Source organism: Streptomyces sp. NPDC111628, assembly GCF_055635195.1.
Window position 1 is genome coordinate 469,109 of the sequence record NZ_JBVKBZ010000002.1, and the last position, 17,440, is coordinate 486,548.

General features: G+C 72.1%; 18 protein-coding genes. 15 read left to right on the forward strand and 3 right to left on the reverse strand.

Features of this window, described 5'->3' with window-relative positions; genetic code table 11:
- The first annotated feature begins 41 nt into the window (after window positions 1-41).
- Together ACZ7MF_RS09915 and ACZ7MF_RS09920 are read left to right on the forward strand one after the other, a co-directional pair.
- The gene (locus ACZ7MF_RS09915) at window positions 42-1,019 is read left to right on the forward strand and encodes a GlxA family transcriptional regulator (RefSeq protein WP_471475637.1); all 978 of its coding nucleotides are present in this window, start codon (window positions 42-44) and stop codon (window positions 1,017-1,019) included.
- A gap of 49 nt (window positions 1,020-1,068) precedes the next feature.
- Window positions 1,069-1,704, forward strand: coding sequence for a DJ-1/PfpI family protein (locus tag ACZ7MF_RS09920; protein ID WP_471475638.1), 636 nt, complete (start codon window positions 1,069-1,071; stop codon window positions 1,702-1,704).
- Here the strand turns inward: ACZ7MF_RS09920 and ACZ7MF_RS09925 are convergent.
- A complete protein-coding gene (locus ACZ7MF_RS09925; RefSeq protein ID WP_471475640.1) occupies window positions 1,691-2,446 on the reverse strand; it encodes an enoyl-CoA hydratase/isomerase family protein in 756 nt (251 codons plus the stop codon). The genes ACZ7MF_RS09920 and ACZ7MF_RS09925 overlap by 14 nt on opposite strands.
- Before the next feature lie 195 nt (window positions 2,447-2,641).
- On the opposite strand from ACZ7MF_RS09925, the gene ACZ7MF_RS09930 reads away from it, so the two are divergent.
- On the forward strand, window positions 2,642-3,094 hold the full coding sequence (locus ACZ7MF_RS09930) for an ATP-binding protein (RefSeq protein ID WP_471477209.1): 453 nt from the start codon (window positions 2,642-2,644) through the stop codon (window positions 3,092-3,094).
- 49 nt (window positions 3,095-3,143) lie between these two features.
- Here the strand turns inward: ACZ7MF_RS09930 and idi are convergent, their stop codons facing one another.
- Both idi and ACZ7MF_RS09940 read right to left on the reverse strand, forming a co-directional pair.
- A complete protein-coding gene (idi, locus tag ACZ7MF_RS09935) occupies window positions 3,144-3,737 on the reverse strand; it encodes an isopentenyl-diphosphate Delta-isomerase (RefSeq protein WP_471475641.1) in 594 nt (197 codons plus the stop codon).
- 289 nt (window positions 3,738-4,026) lie between these two features.
- Window positions 4,027-4,965, reverse strand: coding sequence for a cation diffusion facilitator family transporter (locus tag ACZ7MF_RS09940; protein WP_471475642.1), 939 nt, complete (start codon window positions 4,963-4,965; stop codon window positions 4,027-4,029).
- 420 nt (window positions 4,966-5,385) lie between these two features.
- Between ACZ7MF_RS09940 and ACZ7MF_RS09945 the strand changes: the two genes are divergently transcribed.
- From ACZ7MF_RS09945 to ACZ7MF_RS10000, 12 genes are all read left to right on the forward strand, one after another.
- A complete protein-coding gene (locus tag ACZ7MF_RS09945; RefSeq protein ID WP_471475644.1) occupies window positions 5,386-7,209 on the forward strand; it encodes a DUF5941 domain-containing protein in 1,824 nt (607 codons plus the stop codon).
- A complete protein-coding gene (locus ACZ7MF_RS09950) occupies window positions 7,206-7,958 on the forward strand; it encodes a phosphocholine cytidylyltransferase family protein (protein ID WP_471475645.1) in 753 nt (250 codons plus the stop codon). The genes ACZ7MF_RS09945 and ACZ7MF_RS09950 overlap by 4 nt, the downstream gene beginning before the upstream one ends.
- Entirely contained in the window at window positions 7,946-9,007 is a 1,062-nt protein-coding gene (locus ACZ7MF_RS09955; RefSeq protein WP_385354178.1) for an iron-containing alcohol dehydrogenase family protein, read from the forward strand. Before ACZ7MF_RS09950 ends, ACZ7MF_RS09955 begins: the two co-directional genes overlap by 13 nt.
- On the forward strand, window positions 8,985-9,764 hold the full coding sequence (locus ACZ7MF_RS09960; protein WP_198601752.1) for a CDP-alcohol phosphatidyltransferase family protein: 780 nt from the start codon (window positions 8,985-8,987) through the stop codon (window positions 9,762-9,764). The genes ACZ7MF_RS09955 and ACZ7MF_RS09960 overlap by 23 nt, the downstream gene beginning before the upstream one ends.
- 8 nt (window positions 9,765-9,772) lie before the next feature.
- Window positions 9,773-10,645, forward strand: coding sequence for a glycosyltransferase family 2 protein (locus ACZ7MF_RS09965; protein WP_361016013.1), 873 nt, complete (start codon window positions 9,773-9,775; stop codon window positions 10,643-10,645).
- 98 nt (window positions 10,646-10,743) lie between these two features.
- Window positions 10,744-11,673 (forward strand): ABC transporter permease, encoded by a 930-nt coding sequence (locus ACZ7MF_RS09970; RefSeq protein ID WP_471475647.1) that lies wholly within the window; start codon window positions 10,744-10,746, stop codon window positions 11,671-11,673.
- Window positions 11,666-12,454: an ABC transporter ATP-binding protein gene (locus tag ACZ7MF_RS09975; protein ID WP_471475648.1), complete on the forward strand. Its 789-nt coding sequence runs from the start codon at window positions 11,666-11,668 to the stop codon at window positions 12,452-12,454. Before ACZ7MF_RS09970 ends, ACZ7MF_RS09975 begins: the two co-directional genes overlap by 8 nt.
- 359 nt (window positions 12,455-12,813) lie before the next feature.
- Complete coding sequence (gene hpnC / locus ACZ7MF_RS09980; protein ID WP_471475649.1) at window positions 12,814-13,725, forward strand: squalene synthase HpnC; 912 nt, start codon at window positions 12,814-12,816, stop codon at window positions 13,723-13,725.
- A complete protein-coding gene (gene hpnD / locus ACZ7MF_RS09985; protein WP_471475650.1) occupies window positions 13,722-14,672 on the forward strand; it encodes a presqualene diphosphate synthase HpnD in 951 nt (316 codons plus the stop codon). The genes hpnC and hpnD overlap by 4 nt, the downstream gene beginning before the upstream one ends.
- A complete protein-coding gene (locus ACZ7MF_RS09990; protein ID WP_115745372.1) occupies window positions 14,672-14,830 on the forward strand; it encodes a DUF6380 family protein in 159 nt (52 codons plus the stop codon). Before hpnD ends, ACZ7MF_RS09990 begins: the two co-directional genes overlap by 1 nt.
- A complete protein-coding gene (gene hpnE, locus ACZ7MF_RS09995; protein WP_471475651.1) occupies window positions 14,827-16,263 on the forward strand; it encodes a hydroxysqualene dehydroxylase HpnE in 1,437 nt (478 codons plus the stop codon). Before ACZ7MF_RS09990 ends, hpnE begins: the two co-directional genes overlap by 4 nt.
- Window positions 16,264-16,331: 68 nt before the next feature.
- Complete coding sequence (locus tag ACZ7MF_RS10000) at window positions 16,332-17,396, forward strand: polyprenyl synthetase family protein (protein WP_398316653.1); 1,065 nt, start codon at window positions 16,332-16,334, stop codon at window positions 17,394-17,396.
- Window positions 17,397-17,440 lie beyond the last annotated feature (44 nt).

The window sequence follows — 17,440 nt, forward strand, 5'->3', positions numbered from 1 at the left end:
GTCATTGCGGCCGTACGACGGCCGGGCGAACAATCGACGGCATGGCGCAACGAACCGGCCGAACCGGCCGAACCGTTCTGGTCCTCCTCTTCGACGGCGTCCAGAGCCTCGACGTCACCGGTCCCGTGGAGGTCTTCGCGGGTGCCGAGCAGCACACGCCGGGCACGTACCGCATCCGCACGGCGTCGCTGGACGGTGCTCCCGTGCGCACCTCCAGCGGTCTGACCGTCGTACCGGACCAGGTACTCGGCGACGGGCCGCGGCCGGACACCCTGGTGGTCCCCGGCGGTCAGGGCACCCGGAACCCCGACCCGCGCCTGACCGACTGGCTGCGCGAGCACGGAACGGGCGCCCGGCGCCTGGTCTCCGTCTGCACCGGGGCGATCCTGCTGGCCCGGGCGGGACTGCTGGACGGCCGCCGCGTCACCACCCACTGGGCCTACAGCGACCGCCTCGCCCGCGACCACCCGGCCGTGGAGGTGGACCCCGACCCGATCTACATCCGGGACGGGAACGTGGCCACGTCGGCCGGCGTCACCTCCGGCATCGACCTCGCCCTCGCGCTGGTGGAGGAGGACCTGGGCCGGGACGTCGCGCTGACCGTCGCCCGGCACCTGGTGGTGTTCCTGCGCCGGCCCGGGAACCAGGCCCAGTTCAGCGCCCAGCTCGCCGCCCAGACCGCCCGTCGTGAGCCGCTGCGGGAGCTCCAGCACTGGATCACCGAGCACCCCGGAGACGACCTGAGCGTCGAGTCCCTCGCCGCCCGCGCCAGTCTCTCGCCGCGCCACTTCGCCCGCGCCTTCCAGGCGGAGACCGGCACGACGCCGGGCCGCTACGTCGACCGGATCCGTCTGGAGCACGCCCGCCGGCTCCTGGAGGACACCGGCGACGGAGTCGAGGAGGTCTCCCGCGCCAGCGGCTACGGCACGCCGGAGGCCATGCGCCGTGCCTTCGTCAAGGCTCTCGGCACCTCACCGGCGGAGTACCGCCGCCGGTTCCGGCCCGCGCCGGTCTCCTGACGCACCGGGACACCCACACGCCGCACCACCGAACCGAAAGAGGCAGCACGTGCGCATAGCCATCGTTCTCTTCGACCGCTTCACCGCCCTCGACGCCGTGGGCCCGTACGAGACCATGAGCCGCATTCCGGGCGCCGAGACCGTGTTCGTCGCCGAGCGGACCGGGCCGCTCCGCAACGACACGGGGAGCCTGGCGCTCACCGCCGACCGGACCCTGGCGGACGTGCCGAACCCGGACGTGGTCGTCGTGCCGGGCGGCCCCGGGCAGGACGCGCAGATGGGCAACGCGACCCTGCTGGACTGGCTCCGCGCCGCCGACGCCGCCAGTACCTGGACCACCTCGGTCTGCTCCGGCTCGCTGCTGCTCGCCGCCGCGGGACTGCTCGGCGGCCGCCGCGCCACCTCGCACTGGCTGGCCCTGGACCTCCTGAAGCAGTACGGCGCCGAGCCGACCGGGGAGCGGGTGGTCACCGACGGCAAGTACGTCACCGCGGCCGGCGTCTCCTCCGGCATCGACATGGGCCTGACCCTGGTCGGCCGGCTTGCCGGCGACGAGCACGCCCAGGCGGTCCAGCTGCTCACCGAGTACGACCCGCAGCCGCCCTACGACGCCGGATCCCCGGACAAGGCGCCCGCGTACCTCGTCGAGGAGTTCCGCACGAGGAACCGGTTCATCCTGAAGTAGGTCCGTTCCAGCCGAAACGCGGCTGCCTGCGCTCCAGGAAGGCGGCGACCCCCTCCGCGGTGTCGCCGCTGCCCCGCGCCTGCGCGGCCCAGTGGGCGTCCTGGTCCGTGCGTCCGGCGGCGAACTCCTTCGCCGCGGCCTGCGTCAGCAGGGAACGGGACACCAGTACCCGGGTGAACTCCGCCACCCGCTTGCCGAGCTCGCCCGCCGGCAGCACCTCGTCCACCAGGCCGGTGCGCAGCGCCCGCGCGGCGTCGATCAACTCGCCGCCGAACAGCAGGTACTTCGCCGTGGCGGGCCCCGTCAGCGCCACCAGGCGCCGGGTCGCGGACGCCGGATACACGACCCCCAGCTTGGCCGGGGTCACGCCGAACAGCGCCGTCTCCTCGGCGAACCGCAGGTCGCACGCCGCCGCCAACTGCGCCCCGCCGCCCACGCAGTGTCCCCGGACCGCCGCGAGCGTCGGCTTGGGAAACGCGGCGAGGGCCTCCTCGGCCCGTACCGCCAACGCCTGCGCCTCCTCGGCCGACTCGCGCAGGGTCGAGATGTCGGCCCCGGCGCAGAAGGTCGCGCCCTCGCCGGTGAGCACCAGCGCCCGCACCCCGGGATCGGCGGCCAGGCCGTCGAGGACGCGGGGCAGCGCCCGCCACATCGCGGTCGTCATGGCGTTGCGCTTGGCCGGGTGGTGGACGACGACGGTGGCGACCGAGTCGGCGACCCGGTGCAGCAGCTGCGGCTCCATGGACCGGATGCTATCCACCGGCCTCTCCGCTTCGAGCAGCCGGGCGGGCGGGACAGGAACGGTCGCGTCTCATGCGCCAACGGTCAGAAACCGCTCGATACATGCTGACTTGTGTTCAGTCCGTGGGGGCGGCGCGACGCGTTACCAACACTCAGGGGTGTGGTGACAATCGAGCCCAGGGGTGGCGACCGGACGATGGACGAGACCGGGCCCGCCGGGCCGCTGCCGTACGAAGGTGTCTGGCGGTTCACCGCCCCCGCCGTGGACGCCTCGGTCCCGCAGGCCCGGCACGCCGTGCGCGACCTGCTGGTGCGCCAGGGCGTGCCGGTCTCCGACGACGTGACGCAGACCCTGCTGCTGATCGTCTCGGAACTGGTCACGAACGCGGTCCGGCACGCGGCGGTGCTCTCGCCGGTGCTCGCCGTGGAGGTCGCCGTCGGGCCCGAGTGGGTGCGGGTGGCCGTGGAGGACGACCACCCCTATCGCCCGACCGCCCTGGAGACCGACCACGGCCGCACCGGCGGACGCGGCCTGCTCCTGGTCCGAGAGATGACCCGCGAGGCGGGCGGGGCCTGCGACGTGGCCCACACCGCGAGCGGCGGCAAGGTGATCTGGGCGGCCCTGCCGCTCAAGCACACCCCGCGCTAGCAGGCGGAGGGCCCGGCAGTACGCGGCGGGCCCGGCGGCGGGACGCCCCTCACCAGCCCGCGGACGTGCCCGTCAGCTCGCGCACGGCCGGCCGGGCCGCGTCCAGCACCGTCATGAACCACGCCGAGAAGGTGTCCTTCGCGTGCCGCTCGGTCAGCTCCGCCGGGGAGACGAGGGCCGTCCCCGCCACCTCCTCCGGGTCAGGGCGCAGCTCGGCCTGCACCAGGCCGACGAAGAGGTGGTTGTACTCCTGCTCGACCAGCCCGGAGGCCGGGTCGGGATGGTTGTAGCGGACCGTGCCCGCCTCGGCGAGCAGGGAGGGCGACACCCCCAGCTCCTCGAACGTCCGCCGGGCCGCCGCGGCGAACGGCGCCTCACCGGGGTAGGGGTGACCGCAGCAGGTGTTGGACCACACGCCGGGGGAGTGGTACTTGCCCAGCGCCCGCTGCTGGATCAGCAGCCGCCCCCGCTCGTCGAAGAGGAACACGGAGAAGGCGCGGTGCAGCCGCCCCGGCGGCTGGTGCGCGGAGAGCTTCTCCGCGGTGCCGATCGTGACGCCGTTCTCGTCGACCAGTTCCAGCAAAATGGCTTCTGCGGTGCCGTTCGACGAGCTGGGCGTCGCGGTGGCAGGAGTGATCGGCATACCCATCCTTCACATCGGTCCTCGCGCCCCAAGTGTGCCGTACGAATCCGGCACTCACGGCACTTCCCGGCACACCCGCATGTCCCGCGTGCCCGTGCGGGCACGCGGGAGACGGCCGGTCGGACACCGAGCAGGGGTCCGATGGACGATCGTTCCCGAGGGCGTGCCCAGGGAACCTTGCGGTCCGCGCTCCCTTCAGGAGTGCCGCGGCGGACCGGAGGCGGACGGGGCGTTCACCGGCGCGTTCCGGAGCGTGCGCGCCCCCGGTCGTCGGCCTCGTCACCACGGCTCAGCGGCACAGCCGCGCCTCGTGCTCCGCGTGACCGCTGGGCTCCAGCTGGAACGTGCAGTGCTCCACGTCGAAGTGGTCGCCCAGGCAGCCCTGCAGCTCGTGGAGCATCTTCTCGTGGCCGATCGCGCTCAGCGCCGCGCCGTCCACCACCACGTGCGCGGACAGCACGGGCATGCCGGAGGTGATGGTCCAGGCGTGCAGGTCGTGCACGTCCTCGACCCCGTCGAGGGCCAGTATGTGGGCGCGCACCGCGGCGATGTCCACGCCCTTGGGAGCCGCCTCGAGCAGCACGTCCAGGGTCTCGCGCAGCAGCCGCCAGGTCCGCGGCACGATCATCAGACCGATGAGCAGCGACGCGATCGGGTCGGCCGGCTGCCAGCCGGTGGCCAGGATCACCAGCGCCGAGACGATCACCGCCAGGGAGCCCAGCGCGTCGGCCGCCACCTCGAGGAAGGCGCCCCGCACGTTCAGGCTCTCCTTCTGGCCGCGCATCAGCAGCGACAGCGACACCATGTTCGCCACCAGGCCGATCGCGCCGAAGACGACGGTAGGGCCGCCCGCGGTGTCGGCCGGTGTGACGAACCGGTCGATCGCCTCGTACAGGACGTAACCGCCGACCCCGAGCAGCAGCAGACAGTTGGCCAGGGCGGCAAGGATCTCGGCGCGGGCGTAGCCGAAGGTGCGGCGGTCGCTCGGCGGGCGGCTCGCGAAGTGGACGGCCAGCAGGGCCATGCCGAGACCCAGGGCGTCGGTCGCCATGTGCGCGGCATCGGCGATCAGCGCGAGGGAGTCGGCGACCAGACCGCCGACGATCTCGACGACCATGACGGTGAGGGTGATCGCCAGCGCCACCCGCAGCCTGCCCCGGTACGCGGCGGTCGCCGTCCCGCCGGCGTGCCCCCCGTGCGCGTGCCCGTGATCGTGCCCAGCCCCCATGAGAAAGCCGCCTCCCTGTGTGTACCGGCGTCCGGCGATCCGGCGCCCGGATGCCAGTCAACTACGGGTAGGGGGTATCGGGCAACGCGGCACTGAACACCGTTGTCATGTGCCTTGACCTGCGGAAACGTTCCGCAGGTCAAGACGCGTCCTGACCCTGTGCGAACAAGCGCGGACACTGTGCGATGTCCGCGATGCCCGGTCTGGGGGTGCGGTTTGTCGGGCGGGCCCCGAATCCACGATGATGATCGCGGCAAAGGCGGGAGCAAGTGGCGTCGACCGACCGTCAAACGGGCGGTGAACACGGCGTTCCCGGCATCCGATAACCTCTGCCGACATGCCGCCCGGGTGCCCCAGGCACGGGCGCTCCACCATGCACAGGCCCGGCGTCCAGGCGCCGGCACCAGGGAGTGAGTTCGGTTGCCGACCGCCATCCTCACCGGTCAGCCGGTCCCGGGTTCGTCGATCGAGAGCGAGCTGCGGTCCCTGGGCTTCGACGTGCGCCTCGCCTCCGGCGCCGCCGACACCGAGACCCTGCTCGCCCGGGTCCCCGGCGAGGAGCGGGTCGCCGTCGTCGACGCCCGCTTCGTGGGCCACCCGCACGCGCTGCGCCTCGGCCTCACCGACCCTCGCTTCCCGCTCGCCGCGATCCCGGGCGCCGTGACCGCCCAGCCGGCCGCCCGCCAGACGCTGACCCGCGCGATGGCCCGCGAGAACTCCGCGGGCGGCGGCACCGCCGTGGACGTCGACAGCCTCGCCGACCGGATCACCGCCGCCCTCGACGCCGACGGCGCCGACGTGTACCGACCCGAACTCGGCAGCCTGGTCGCCGCCGCCCCCGCGGATCCGCAGTCCCGCAACGAGGCACGGCAGGCCGTCGCCGACGTGGACGACGAGGCCGTACGCCTGAAGTCGGCGGTCAAGGCCCGCGACGGCTTCGTCACCACCCACTTCATCAGCCCTTACTCCCGCTACATCGCCCGCTGGTGCGCGCGCCGCGGCCTGACCCCCAACCAGGTCACCACCGCCTCGCTGATCACCGCCCTCATAGCGGCCGGCTGCGCGGCCACCGGCACCCGCGGCGGCTTCGTCGCCGCCGGCGTCCTGCTCATCGCCTCCTTCGTCCTCGACTGCACCGACGGACAGCTCGCCCGGTACTCCCTCCAGTACTCCACGCTCGGTGCCTGGCTCGACGCCACCTTCGACCGGGCTAAGGAGTACGCCTACTACGCGGGCCTCGCCCTCGGCGCCGCCCGCGGCGGCGGCAGTGACGATGTATGGGCCCTGGCCCTCGGCGCGATGGTGCTCCAGACCTGCCGGCACGTCGTCGACTTCTCCTTCAACGAGGCCAATCACGACGCCTCCGCCAACACGAGCCCCACCGCCGCCCTCTCCGACAAGCTCGACAGCGTCGGCTGGACGGTGTGGCTGCGCCGCATGATCGTGCTGCCCATCGGCGAACGCTGGGCCATGATCGCCGTGCTGACCGCGCTCACCACGCCCCGGATCACCTTCTACGCGCTGCTGATCGGCTGCGCGTTCGCCGCGACGTACACCACCGCGGGCCGCGTCCTGCGCTCGCTGACCCGCAGGGCCACCCGCACCGACCGGGCGGCGAAGGCGCTGGCCGACCTCGCCGACTCCGGTCCGCTCGCCGAGGCCGGCGCCAGGGGCCTCGGCGCCGCCGCCCGCCGGCTGCCCGGCTTCACCGCCCCCGCCGTCGCCCTCCTCGGCGGCGCCGCCGTCGTCGCCACCGCCGCGCTCACCGACTTCGGCGGCCCCTGGCCGCTCGTCGCCGCGATCGTCTACGTGCTGACCTCCGCGCTCGCCGTCGCCCGCCCCCTCAAGGGCGCCCTCGACTGGCTGGTCCCCCCGTTCTTCCGGGCCGCCGAGTACCTCACCGTCCTGTTCCTGGCCGCGAAAGCCGATGTGAACGGGGCCCTTCCGGCGGCTTTCGGGCTGGTGTCCGCGGTCGCCTACCATCACTACGACACGGTCTACCGCATCCGTGGCGACGCGGGCGCGCCGCCGCAGTGGCTGGTGCGGACGATCGGGGGGCACGAGGGCCGCACGCTGGTGATCTGCGCGCTGGCCGTGCTGCTCACCGCCACACAGTTCAAGCTCGCGCTCACGGTCCTGGCCGTGGCCGTGGCACTCGTGGTGCTCGTCGAGAGCATCCGCTTCTGGGTCGCCGCCCACAAGGTCGGCGCACCCGCCGTACACGACGAAGGAGAAACCGCATGATCGGCCTCGTGCTGGCGGCCGGCGCCGGACGCCGTCTGCGCCCCTACACCGACACCCTGCCCAAGGCACTGGTCCCGGTCGGCCCCGAGGGCGCGGAGGACAGCATCACGGTCCTCGACCTGACGCTGGCGAACTTCGCCGAGGTCGGCCTGACCGAGGTCGGGATCATCGTCGGCTACCGCAAGGAGGCCGTGTACGACCGCCAGGCGGAGCTGGAGCAGAAGTACGGCGTCAAGCTCACCCTCATCGACAACGACAAGGCCGAGGAGTGGAACAACGCCTACTCCCTGTGGTGCGGCCGTGACGCCCTCAAGGACGGTGTGATCCTCGCCAACGGCGACACCGTGCACCCGGTCTCCGTCGAGAAGACGCTGCTCGCCGCCCGCGGCGACGGCAAGAAGATCATCCTCGCCCTCGACACGGTGAAGAACCTCGCCGACGAGGAGATGAAGGTCGTCGTCGACCCCGACAAGGGCGTCCGGCGCATCACCAAGCTGATGGAGCCGGCCGAGGCGACCGGCGAGTACATCGGTGTCACCCTCATCGAGGGCGAGGCCGCCGCGGAGCTGGCCGACGCGCTGAAGACCACCTTCGAGCGCGACCCGCAGCTCTACTACGAGGACGGCTACCAGGAGCTGGTCAACCGCGGCTTCAAGGTCGACGTGGCGCCCATCGGCGACGTCAAGTGGGTCGAGATCGACAACCACGACGACCTCGCCAAGGGCAGGGAGATCGCGTGCCAGTACTGACGAGGCTCATCCCGTCGCCGGTGGTCGTCGACATCCGCGCGGGTGCCCTCGACGACCTGGGGGGTGTGCTCGCCGACGAGCGCATCTCCCACTCGGGCAAGCTCGCCGTCGCCGTCAGCGGCGGCTCCGGCGCCCGGCTGCGCGACCGCGTCGCACCGTCCCTGCCCGGCGCCGACTGGTACGAGGTCGGCGGCGGCACCCTGGACGACGCGATCAAGCTGGCCGGCGCCATGAAGGGCGGCCACTACGACGCGGTCGTCGGCCTCGGCGGCGGCAAGATCATCGACTGTGCCAAGTTCGCGGCGGCACGCATCGGCCTCCCGCTGGTCGCCGTGCCGACCAACCTCGCGCACGACGGTCTGTGCTCCCCGGTCGCCACCCTCGACAACGACGCGGGCCGCGGCTCCTACGGTGTGCCGAACCCGATCGCCGTCGTCATCGACCTGGACGTCATCCGCGCGGCTCCGGCCCGCTTCGTACGCGCCGGCATCGGCGACGCCGTCTCCAACGTCTCCGCGATCGCGGACTGGGAGCTGGCCAACCGGATCAAGGGCGAGCGGATCGACGGCCTGGCCGCCGCGATGGCCCGCCAGGCCGGCGAGGCCGTGCTCCGGCACCCCGGCGGCATCGGCGACAACGACTTCCTCCAGGTGCTCGCCGAGGCGCTGGTCCTCAGCGGCATCGCCATGTCGGTCTCCGGCGACTCGCGGCCCTCCTCGGGCGCCTGCCACGAGATCAACCACGCCTTCGACCTGCTCTTCCCCGAGCGCGCGGCCGCCCACGGCGAGCAGTGCGGCCTGGGCGCGGCCTTCGCGATGTACCTGCGCGGGGCCCACGAGGAGTCCGCCCACATGGCCGAGGTCCTGCGACGGCACGGGCTGCCGGTGCTGCCCGAGGAGATCGGGTTCACGCCCGAGGAGTTCTTCCGGGCCGTGGAGTTCGCCCCCCAGACGCGGCCCGGCCGCTACACGATCCTCGAGCACCTCGACCTCACCACCGACCAGATCAAGGACCTGTACGCCGACTATGTCAAGGCCATCGGTAGCTGAACTACGCCCGGTCGTCCATCCCGCGGGGGTCAAGGACCGGCGCAGCGGTGAGCACTGGGCGGGACGCCTCTACATGCGCGAGGTCTCGCTGCGGATCGACCGCTATCTGGTGAACACCAGGATCACGCCCAACCAGCTCACGTACCTGATGACCGTCTGCGGCGTGCTGGCGGCACCGGCGCTGCTCGTGCCGGGCATCTGGGGCGCCGTGCTCGGCGTGGTCGCGGTCCAGCTGTACCTGCTGCTCGACTGCGTCGACGGCGAGATCGCGCGCTGGCGCAAGCAGTACTCGCTGGGCGGCGTCTACCTGGACCGGGTCGGCGCCTACCTGACCGACGCCGCGGTCCTGGTCGGCCTCGGCCTGCGCGCCGCCGACCTCTGGGGCACCGGACGCATCGACTGGCTGTGGGCCTTCCTCGGCACCCTGGCCGCGCTCGGCGCCATCCTGATCAAGGCCGAGACCGACCTGGTGGGCGTCGCCCGGCACCAGAACGGGATGCCCCCGGTCAAGGAGGCCGCCTCCGAGATCCGCTCCTCCGGCATGGCGCTGGCCCGCCGGGCCGCCGGCGCGCTCAAGTTCCACCGGCTGATCCTCGGCATCGAGGCGTCGCTGCTGATCCTGGTCCTCGCGATCGTCGACCAGGCGCGCGGCGACCTGTTCTTCACCCGCCTCGGCACCGCCGTGCTCGCCGGCATCGCGCTGCTGCAGACCCTGCTGCACCTGGTGTCCATCCTCGCCTCCAGCAGGCTGAAGTGAACGCGCCCGTGAAGGTCGGCGCCGTCGTCATCACGATGGGCAACCGCCCCGAGGAGCTGCGCGCCCTGCTCGACTCGGTGGCCAAGCAGGACGGCGACCCGGTCGAGGTCGTCGTGGTCGGCAACGGCTCGCCCGTCCCGGAGGTGCCCGAAGGCGTGCGCACCGTCGAGCTGCCCGAGAACCTGGGCATCCCCGGCGGCCGCAACGTCGGCATCGAGGCCTTCGGTCCGGGCGGCAGCGACGTCGACATCCTGCTCTTCCTCGACGACGACGGCCTGCTCGCCCGCACCGACACCGCCGAGCTGTGCCGCGAGGCGTTCGCGGCCGACGACGAGCTGGGCATCATCAGCTTCCGCATCGCCGACCCGGACACCGGCGAGACCCAGCGCCGGCACGTCCCGCGGCTGCGCGCCTCCGACCCGATGCGCTCCTCCCGGGTCACCACCTTCCTCGGCGGCGCCAACGCGGTGCGCACCCGCGTCCTCACCCAGGTCGGCGGGCTGCCGGACGCCTTCTTCTACGCCCACGAGGAGACCGACCTGGCCTGGCGCGCCCTCGACGCGGGCTGGATGATCGACTACCGGTCCGACATGGTGCTGAACCACCCCACGACCGCGCCGTCCCGGCACGCGGTCTACCACCGCATGGTCGCCCGCAACCGCGTCTGGCTCGCCCGCCGCAACCTCCCCGCGCTGCTGGTCCCGGTCTACCTCGGCGTCTGGATGGCCCTCACGCTGCTGCGCCGGCCGTCGCGGCCCGCCCTGAAGGCCTGGTTCGGCGGCTTCCGCGAGGGCTGGGCCACCCCGTGCGGTCCCCGTCGGCCCATGCGGTGGCGTACGGTGTGGCGCCTGACCCGGCTGGGCCGCCCCCCGGTGATCTGACAAGCTCGTACCCGAGAGTGTTCCGGCCCCGACCGGGGCCACCAGGTCCATGCCAGGCCCGCGCGGCCGAGCATTTTCGAAGACGAAAGTTTCCACCAGTGAGTGAGACAACGCACGACGGCACGGTCGCCATGACCAAGCCCGTGTCGCCCGACGAGGGCCTCACACCGGCCCGGCTCGCCGCCAAGTACGGGCTGTCCGTGAGCGGCGCCCGACCGAGCCTCAAGGAGTACGTCCGTCAGCTCTGGGGGCGGCGGCACTTCATCCTCGCCTTCTCCCAGGCGAAGCTGACCGCCCAGTACAGCCAGGCCAAGCTCGGTCAGCTGTGGCAGGTGGTCACGCCGCTGCTGAACGCGCTCGTCTACTTCCTGATCTTCGGCCTGATCCTCGACGCGGGCCGGGGCATGGAGAAGGACGTCTACATCCCGTTCCTGGTGACCGGTGTGTTCGTCTTCACCTTCACCCAGTCCTCGGCGATGGCGGGCGTGCGCGCCATCTCCGGCAACCTCGGGCTGGTGCGGGCCCTGCACTTCCCGCGGGCCTCGCTGCCCGTCTCCTTCGCGCTCCAGCAGCTCCAGCAGCTGCTGGCCTCGATGATCGTGCTGTTGCTGGTGGTCGTCGGCTTCGGCAGCTACCCCTCGTTGTCCTGGCTGCTGGTCCTCCCGGTGCTGGTCCTGCAGTTCCTCTTCAACGTGGGCCTCGCGCTGGTCGTGGCCCGGATGGGAGCCAAGACGCCGGACCTGGCCCAGCTGATGCCGTTCATCATGCGCACCTGGATGTACGCGTCGGGCGTGATGTTCTCCATCCCGATCATGCTGAAGGACAAGCCGGGCTGGATCGCCGACGTGCTCCAGTGGAACCCGAGCGCCGTCTACATGGACCTGATGCGCTTCGCGCTGATCGACGGGTACGGCTCCGAGAACCTGCCGCCGCACGTGTGGGCGGTCGCGCTCGGCTGGGCCGTGGTCCTCGCCGTGGGTGGCTTCGTGTACTTCTGGAAGGCGGAGGAGAGGTACGGCCGTGGCTGAACAGCAGCAGGACCAGCGGGTGCCGACGGTCATCGCGGACGAGGTGCACATCGTCTACCGCGTCAACGGCGCCAAGACCGGCAAGGGCAGCGCGACGGCCGCCCTGAGCCGCATGCTCAAGAAGGGCTCCGACGACGCGAAGCGTGGTGTGCGCAAGGTGCACGCCGTGCGCGGCGTCTCCTTCACCGCCTACCGGGGCGAGGCCATCGGCCTGATCGGCTCCAACGGCTCCGGCAAGTCGACCCTGCTGCGGGCCATCGCCGGCCTGCTGCCCGCCGAGCGCGGCAAGGTCTACACCGACGGGCAGCCCTCCCTGCTCGGTGTGAACGCGGCCCTGATGAACGACCTGACCGGCGAGCGGAACGTCATCCTCGGCGGACTGGCCATGGGCATGACCCGCGAGCAGATCAAGGAGCGCTACCAGGACATCGTCGACTTCTCCGGCATCAACGAGAAGGGCGACTTCATCACCCTGCCGATGCGCACGTACTCCTCCGGTATGGCCGCCCGGCTGCGCTTCTCCATCGCCGCCGCCAAGGACCACGACGTCCTGATGATCGACGAGGCGCTGGCCACCGGCGACCGCAAGTTCCAGACCCGCTCCGAGGAACGTATCCGGGAACTGAAGAAGGAGGCCGGCACCGTCTTCCTGGTCAGCCACAACAACAAGTCCATCCGTGACACCTGCAACCGGGTCCTGTGGCTGGAGCGCGGCGAGCTGCGCATGGACGGTCCGACCGACGAGGTGCTCAAGGAGTACGAGAAGTTCACGGGCAAGTAGCCCGACACGCCGAGGCCCCGCCGGAACTGTTCCGGCGGGGCCCCGCGTCTGCAAAGGAAGCGTCAACTCCTGGCTTTCTCAGGAATCTTGAAGTCAATCGGTGTGTTGTTGTGATGCGCTGTGCACCCCGACGAACGCCCGTGAGTTGTACAACGTAAGCTGTACCGGTCCTGAAACGCGGCACATGGGGCGATAATGCCCGACACCCTGGAGCGGGCCTGCCGCGCGGGTGGCAGGGCGGCGTGTCCGAAATAGTGTGTATTGGGTCGGCAGTGTAGAACGGGAGATGTGACGGCAATGGCTACGGAAACTCCCCAGCTCCGCGAAGCGTGCGCCGTCCCCGCGCAGGGCAGCCCGCGATGACGGTCACCGACACGGCGCACGCCGTCGACCCGGAGCGCGGCACCCTCGCCAAGGCCGCGGACGAGAACTTCCCCGTCGCCCCCTTCTTCCTGCCCCGCGCCTGGCGCACCGACCTCATGGCCGTCTACGGCTTCGCCCGCCTCGTCGACGACATCGGCGACGGCGACCTCGCCCCGGGCGGAGCGGACGCCCGCCTGCTGGGCGTCCCCGACGACCGCGCCGACGACCGACTGCTGATGCTGGACGCCTTCGAGGCGGACCTGCGTCGCGTCTTCGGCGGCTCCGACGGCCCGCCCCGCCACCCGCTGCTGCGCCGACTGGCGCCCACCGTGCGGCGCCGCGCGCTGACCCCCGAGCCCTTCCTCGGCCTGATCGCCGCCAACCGCCAGGACCAGCTGGTCGCACGGTACGAGACCTACGACGACCTCCTCGCCTACTGCGAGCTGTCCGCCAACCCGGTCGGCCGTCTCGTCCTCGCCGTCACCGGCACCTCGACCCCCGAACGGATCCGCCGCTCCGACGAGATCTGCACCGCCCTGCAGATCGTCGAACACCTCCAGGACGTCGCCGAGGACCTGGGCCGGGACCGCGTCTACCTGCCCGCCGAGGACATGAAACGTTTCCACGTCGAGGAGACGGACCTCGCCGCGCCCACCGCCAACGCGTCCGTACGCGCCCTGATCGCCTACGAGGCCGCCCGCGCCCGCGACCTGCTGAATGAAGGTGCCCCCCTGGTGGGTAGCGTCCACGGCAGGCTGCGACTGCTCCTCGCGGGCTTCGTGGCGGGGGGCAGGGCGGCGCTGAACGCGATCGCCGCGGCGGATCACGACGTACTTCCCGGCCCGCCCAAGTCAGGCAAGGTCCACTTGCTGCGCGAGGCGGGCGTGGTCCTGCGAGGAGAGGGGTGATCGGGTCCGTGGAGTCGTCAGCGAACATGCCGGCACCGGTGCTCGCCGCCTACAGCTACTGCGAGGCCGTCACCGGTCAGCAGGCACGCAACTTCGCCTACGGCATCCGGCTGCTGCCCACGCCCAAGCGGCGGGCGATGTCCGCGCTGTACGCGTTCTCGCGCCGGGTCGACGACATCGGCGACGGAGTGCTGGCGGACGACGTCAAGGTCGCCCGGCTGGACGAGACCCGGGCCGTGCTCGCCCGGATCCAGGACGGCGCGGTCGACGAGGACGACACCGACCCGGTCGCCGTCGCGCTGGCCGACGCGGCCCGGCGGTTCCCGATCCCGCTCGGTGGCCTCGACGAGCTGATCGACGGCGTCCAGATGGACCTGCGCGGCGAGACCTACGAGACCTGGGACGACCTGAAGGTCTACTGCCGCTGTGTGGCGGGTGCCATCGGACGCCTCTCGCTCGGCGTCTTCGGCACCGAACCGGGGGCGCGCGGCGCCGAGCGTGCGCCCGAGTACGCCGACACGCTCGGTCTCGCGCTGCAGCTCACCAACATCCTGCGCGACGTCCGGGAGGACGCCGAGGGCGGGCGCACCTACCTGCCCGCCGACGACCTGGCCAAGTTCGGCTGCTCGGCCGGGTTCAACGGGCCGACGCCACCCGAGGGCTCCGACTTCGCGGGCCTCGTGCACTTCGAAGTGCGTCGGGCCCGCGCCCTTTTCGCCGAGGGCTACCGGCTGCTGCCCATGCTCGACCGGCGCAGCGGCGCCTGCGTGGCCGCCATGGCCGGCATCTACCGCCGTCTCCTGGACCGCATCGAGCGCGACCCCGAGGCCGTACTGCGCGGCCGGGTCTCCCTGCCGGGACGCGAGAAGGCGTACGTCGCCGTGCGCGGCCTGTCCGGCCTCGACGCCCGGCACGTCACCCGGCGGACCGTCAGGAGGCGCGCCTGATGGACACACCGGGCACACTCGACACCCGGGACCCGCACAAAACCGGCGGCGGGCAGCGCCGGGCAACCCTGCGGTGGCGGTCGGCGTCCCTGACTGAGACGGTCAGCCGTACGCCGTTCAAACACCGCGGCGGCCGGACAGGGAAGGGCGCACCATGACGCAGGGCAAGGGCACGCGCGAGAGCGGAGTGCTCGCGGACGTCTCGGCCCTCGGCCCCGGCGGGCATGCCGTCGTGGTCGGCGGCGGACTCGCGGGGGTCACCACCGCGCTGGCACTCGCGGACGCGGGTGTGCGCGTCACCCTGCTCGAAGGACGCCCCCGGCTCGGCGGGCTCGCCTTCTCCTTCCAGCGCGGCGACCTCACCGTCGACAACGGCCAGCACGTGTACCTGCGCTGCTGCACCGCCTACCGGTGGTTCCTCGACCGGATCGGCGGAGCCGCGCTCGCACCGGTGCAGGAACGTCTCGACGTGCCCGTGATCGACCTGGCCAGGACCGAGGGCAACCGGCTCGGCAGACTGCGGCGCGACGCGCTGCCCGTCCCCCTGCATCTGGGGCGCAGCCTGGCGACCTACCCGCACCTCTCCCTCGCCGAACGCGCCTCGGTGGGGCGCGCCGCGCTCGCGCTGAAGGGGCTCGACCTCGCCGATCCGAGCCTGGACACCCAGGACTTCGGCAGCTGGCTGACCGCGCACGGTCAGTCGGCGCGTGCCGTCGAGGCCCTGTGGGACCTGGTCGGGGTCGCCACCCTCAACGCGGTCGCGGGCGACGCCTCCCTGGGGCTCGCCGCGATGGTGTTCAAGACCGGTCTGCTGTCCGACCCGGGAGCGGCCGACATCGGGTGGTCCCGTGTCCCGCTGGGCGAACTGCACGACCGGCTGGCCCGCAAGGCGCTCGACTCCGCGGGCGTCCGTACCGAGGTCCGTACACGCGTCACCTCCGTCTCTGTAAACGAGAACGGAGGCTGGAGCGTTCAGGTTCCCGGCGAGACGCTCGAAGCGGACGCCGTCGTCCTCGCCGTACCCCAGCGCGAGGCCCACGACCTGCTGCCCGACGGTGCGCTGGACGCCCCGGAAAATCTTCTGCGGATCGGCACCGCGCCGATCCTCAACATCCACGTGATCTACGACCGCAAGGTGCTCGCCGCGCCGTTCCTCACGGCCCTCGGCACCCCGGTCCAGTGGGTGTTCGACCGCACCGAGGCCTCCGGGCTGAAGGAGGGTCAGTACCTGGCGCTGTCCCAGTCGACCGCGCAGAACGACATCGACGAGCCCGTGGCCGTGCTGCGCGAGCGGTACCTGCCCGAACTGGAGCGGCTGCTGCCGCGCACCCGGGGTGCCGAGGTGAAGGACTTCTTCGTGACCAGGGAGCGCACGGCGACGTTCGCCCCCGCCCCCGGCGTCGGCCGTCTGAGGCCCGGCGCCCGCACCAAGGCACCCGGCCTCTACCTGGCCGGAGCGTGGACCGCCACCGGGTGGCCCGCGACCATGGAGAGTGCGGTTCGCAGCGGTGTCGGGGCGGCGGCCGCCGCGCTCGGCGCCCTGGGCCGGTCCCGCGGCCTCCTCCCCGATTTCTTCGAGGAGGCGGCGTGAAAGCCGATCCGCGCGGGCCCGACTCCCGCACTCCCGGCACCGCAACTGGAGGAAAGACTGTGCCCACTGTGCCCCCGGCCCCTAAGGCCGATCGACGGACCACGGTGGACGTGACCGCGCTTCTGGAGCGCGGCCGGACCCTGGCCACGCCGGTCCTGCGGGCGGCGGTCGACCGCCTGGCCCCGCCCATGGACACCGTCGCCGCCTACCACTTCGGCTGGATCGACGCCCAGGGCAACCCCGCGGACGGCGACGGCGGCAAGGCCGTCCGCCCCGCGCTCGCCGTGCTCTCCGCCGAGGTCACCGGCGCCGCGCCCGAGGTCGGCGTGCCCGGCGCGGTGGCCGTGGAACTGGTGCACAACTTCTCCCTCCTGCACGACGACCTGATGGACGGCGACGAGCAGCGCCGCCACCGCGACACCGTCTGGAAGGTGCACGGCCCCGCCCAGGCCATCCTGGTCGGCGACGCCCTGTTCGCCCTGGCCAACGAGGTGCTGCTCGAACTGGGCACCGTCGAGGCCGGGCGGGCCACCCGCCGCCTGACCAAGGCCAGCCGCTCCCTGATCGACGGCCAGGCCCAGGACATCTCCTACGAGCACCGCGACCGCGTCAGCGTCGAGGAGTGCCTGGAGATGGAGGGCAACAAGACCGGCGCCCTGCTCGCCTGCGCCAGCTCCGTCGGCGCGGTGCTCGGCGGCGCCGACGAGCACACCGCCGACACCCTCGAGAAGTACGGCTACCACCTCGGTCTCGCCTTCCAGGCCGTCGACGACCTGCTCGGCATCTGGGGCGACCCGGACGCCACCGGCAAGCAGACCTGGAGCGACCTGCGCCAGCGCAAGAAGTCGCTGCCGGTCGTCGCCGCCCTCGCGGCCGGCGGGCCCGCCTCCGAGCGGCTCGGCGAGATCCTCACGGCCGATGCCAAGGCCAGCGACTTCGCGAACTTCTCCGAGGAGGAGTTCGCGGCCCGCGCCGCCCTCATCGAGGAAGCGGGCGGGCGGGAGTGGACCGCCGACGAGGCGCGTCGCCAGCACACCATCGCCATCGAAGCCCTCGACGCCGTCGACATGCCCGACCGGGTGCGGGACCGGTTCACGGCACTCGCGGACTTCGTCGTCGTACGAAAGAGATGATCATTATCGGTCGAATAGCCCTCGCGTAGTCGCCGGCCGGTGTC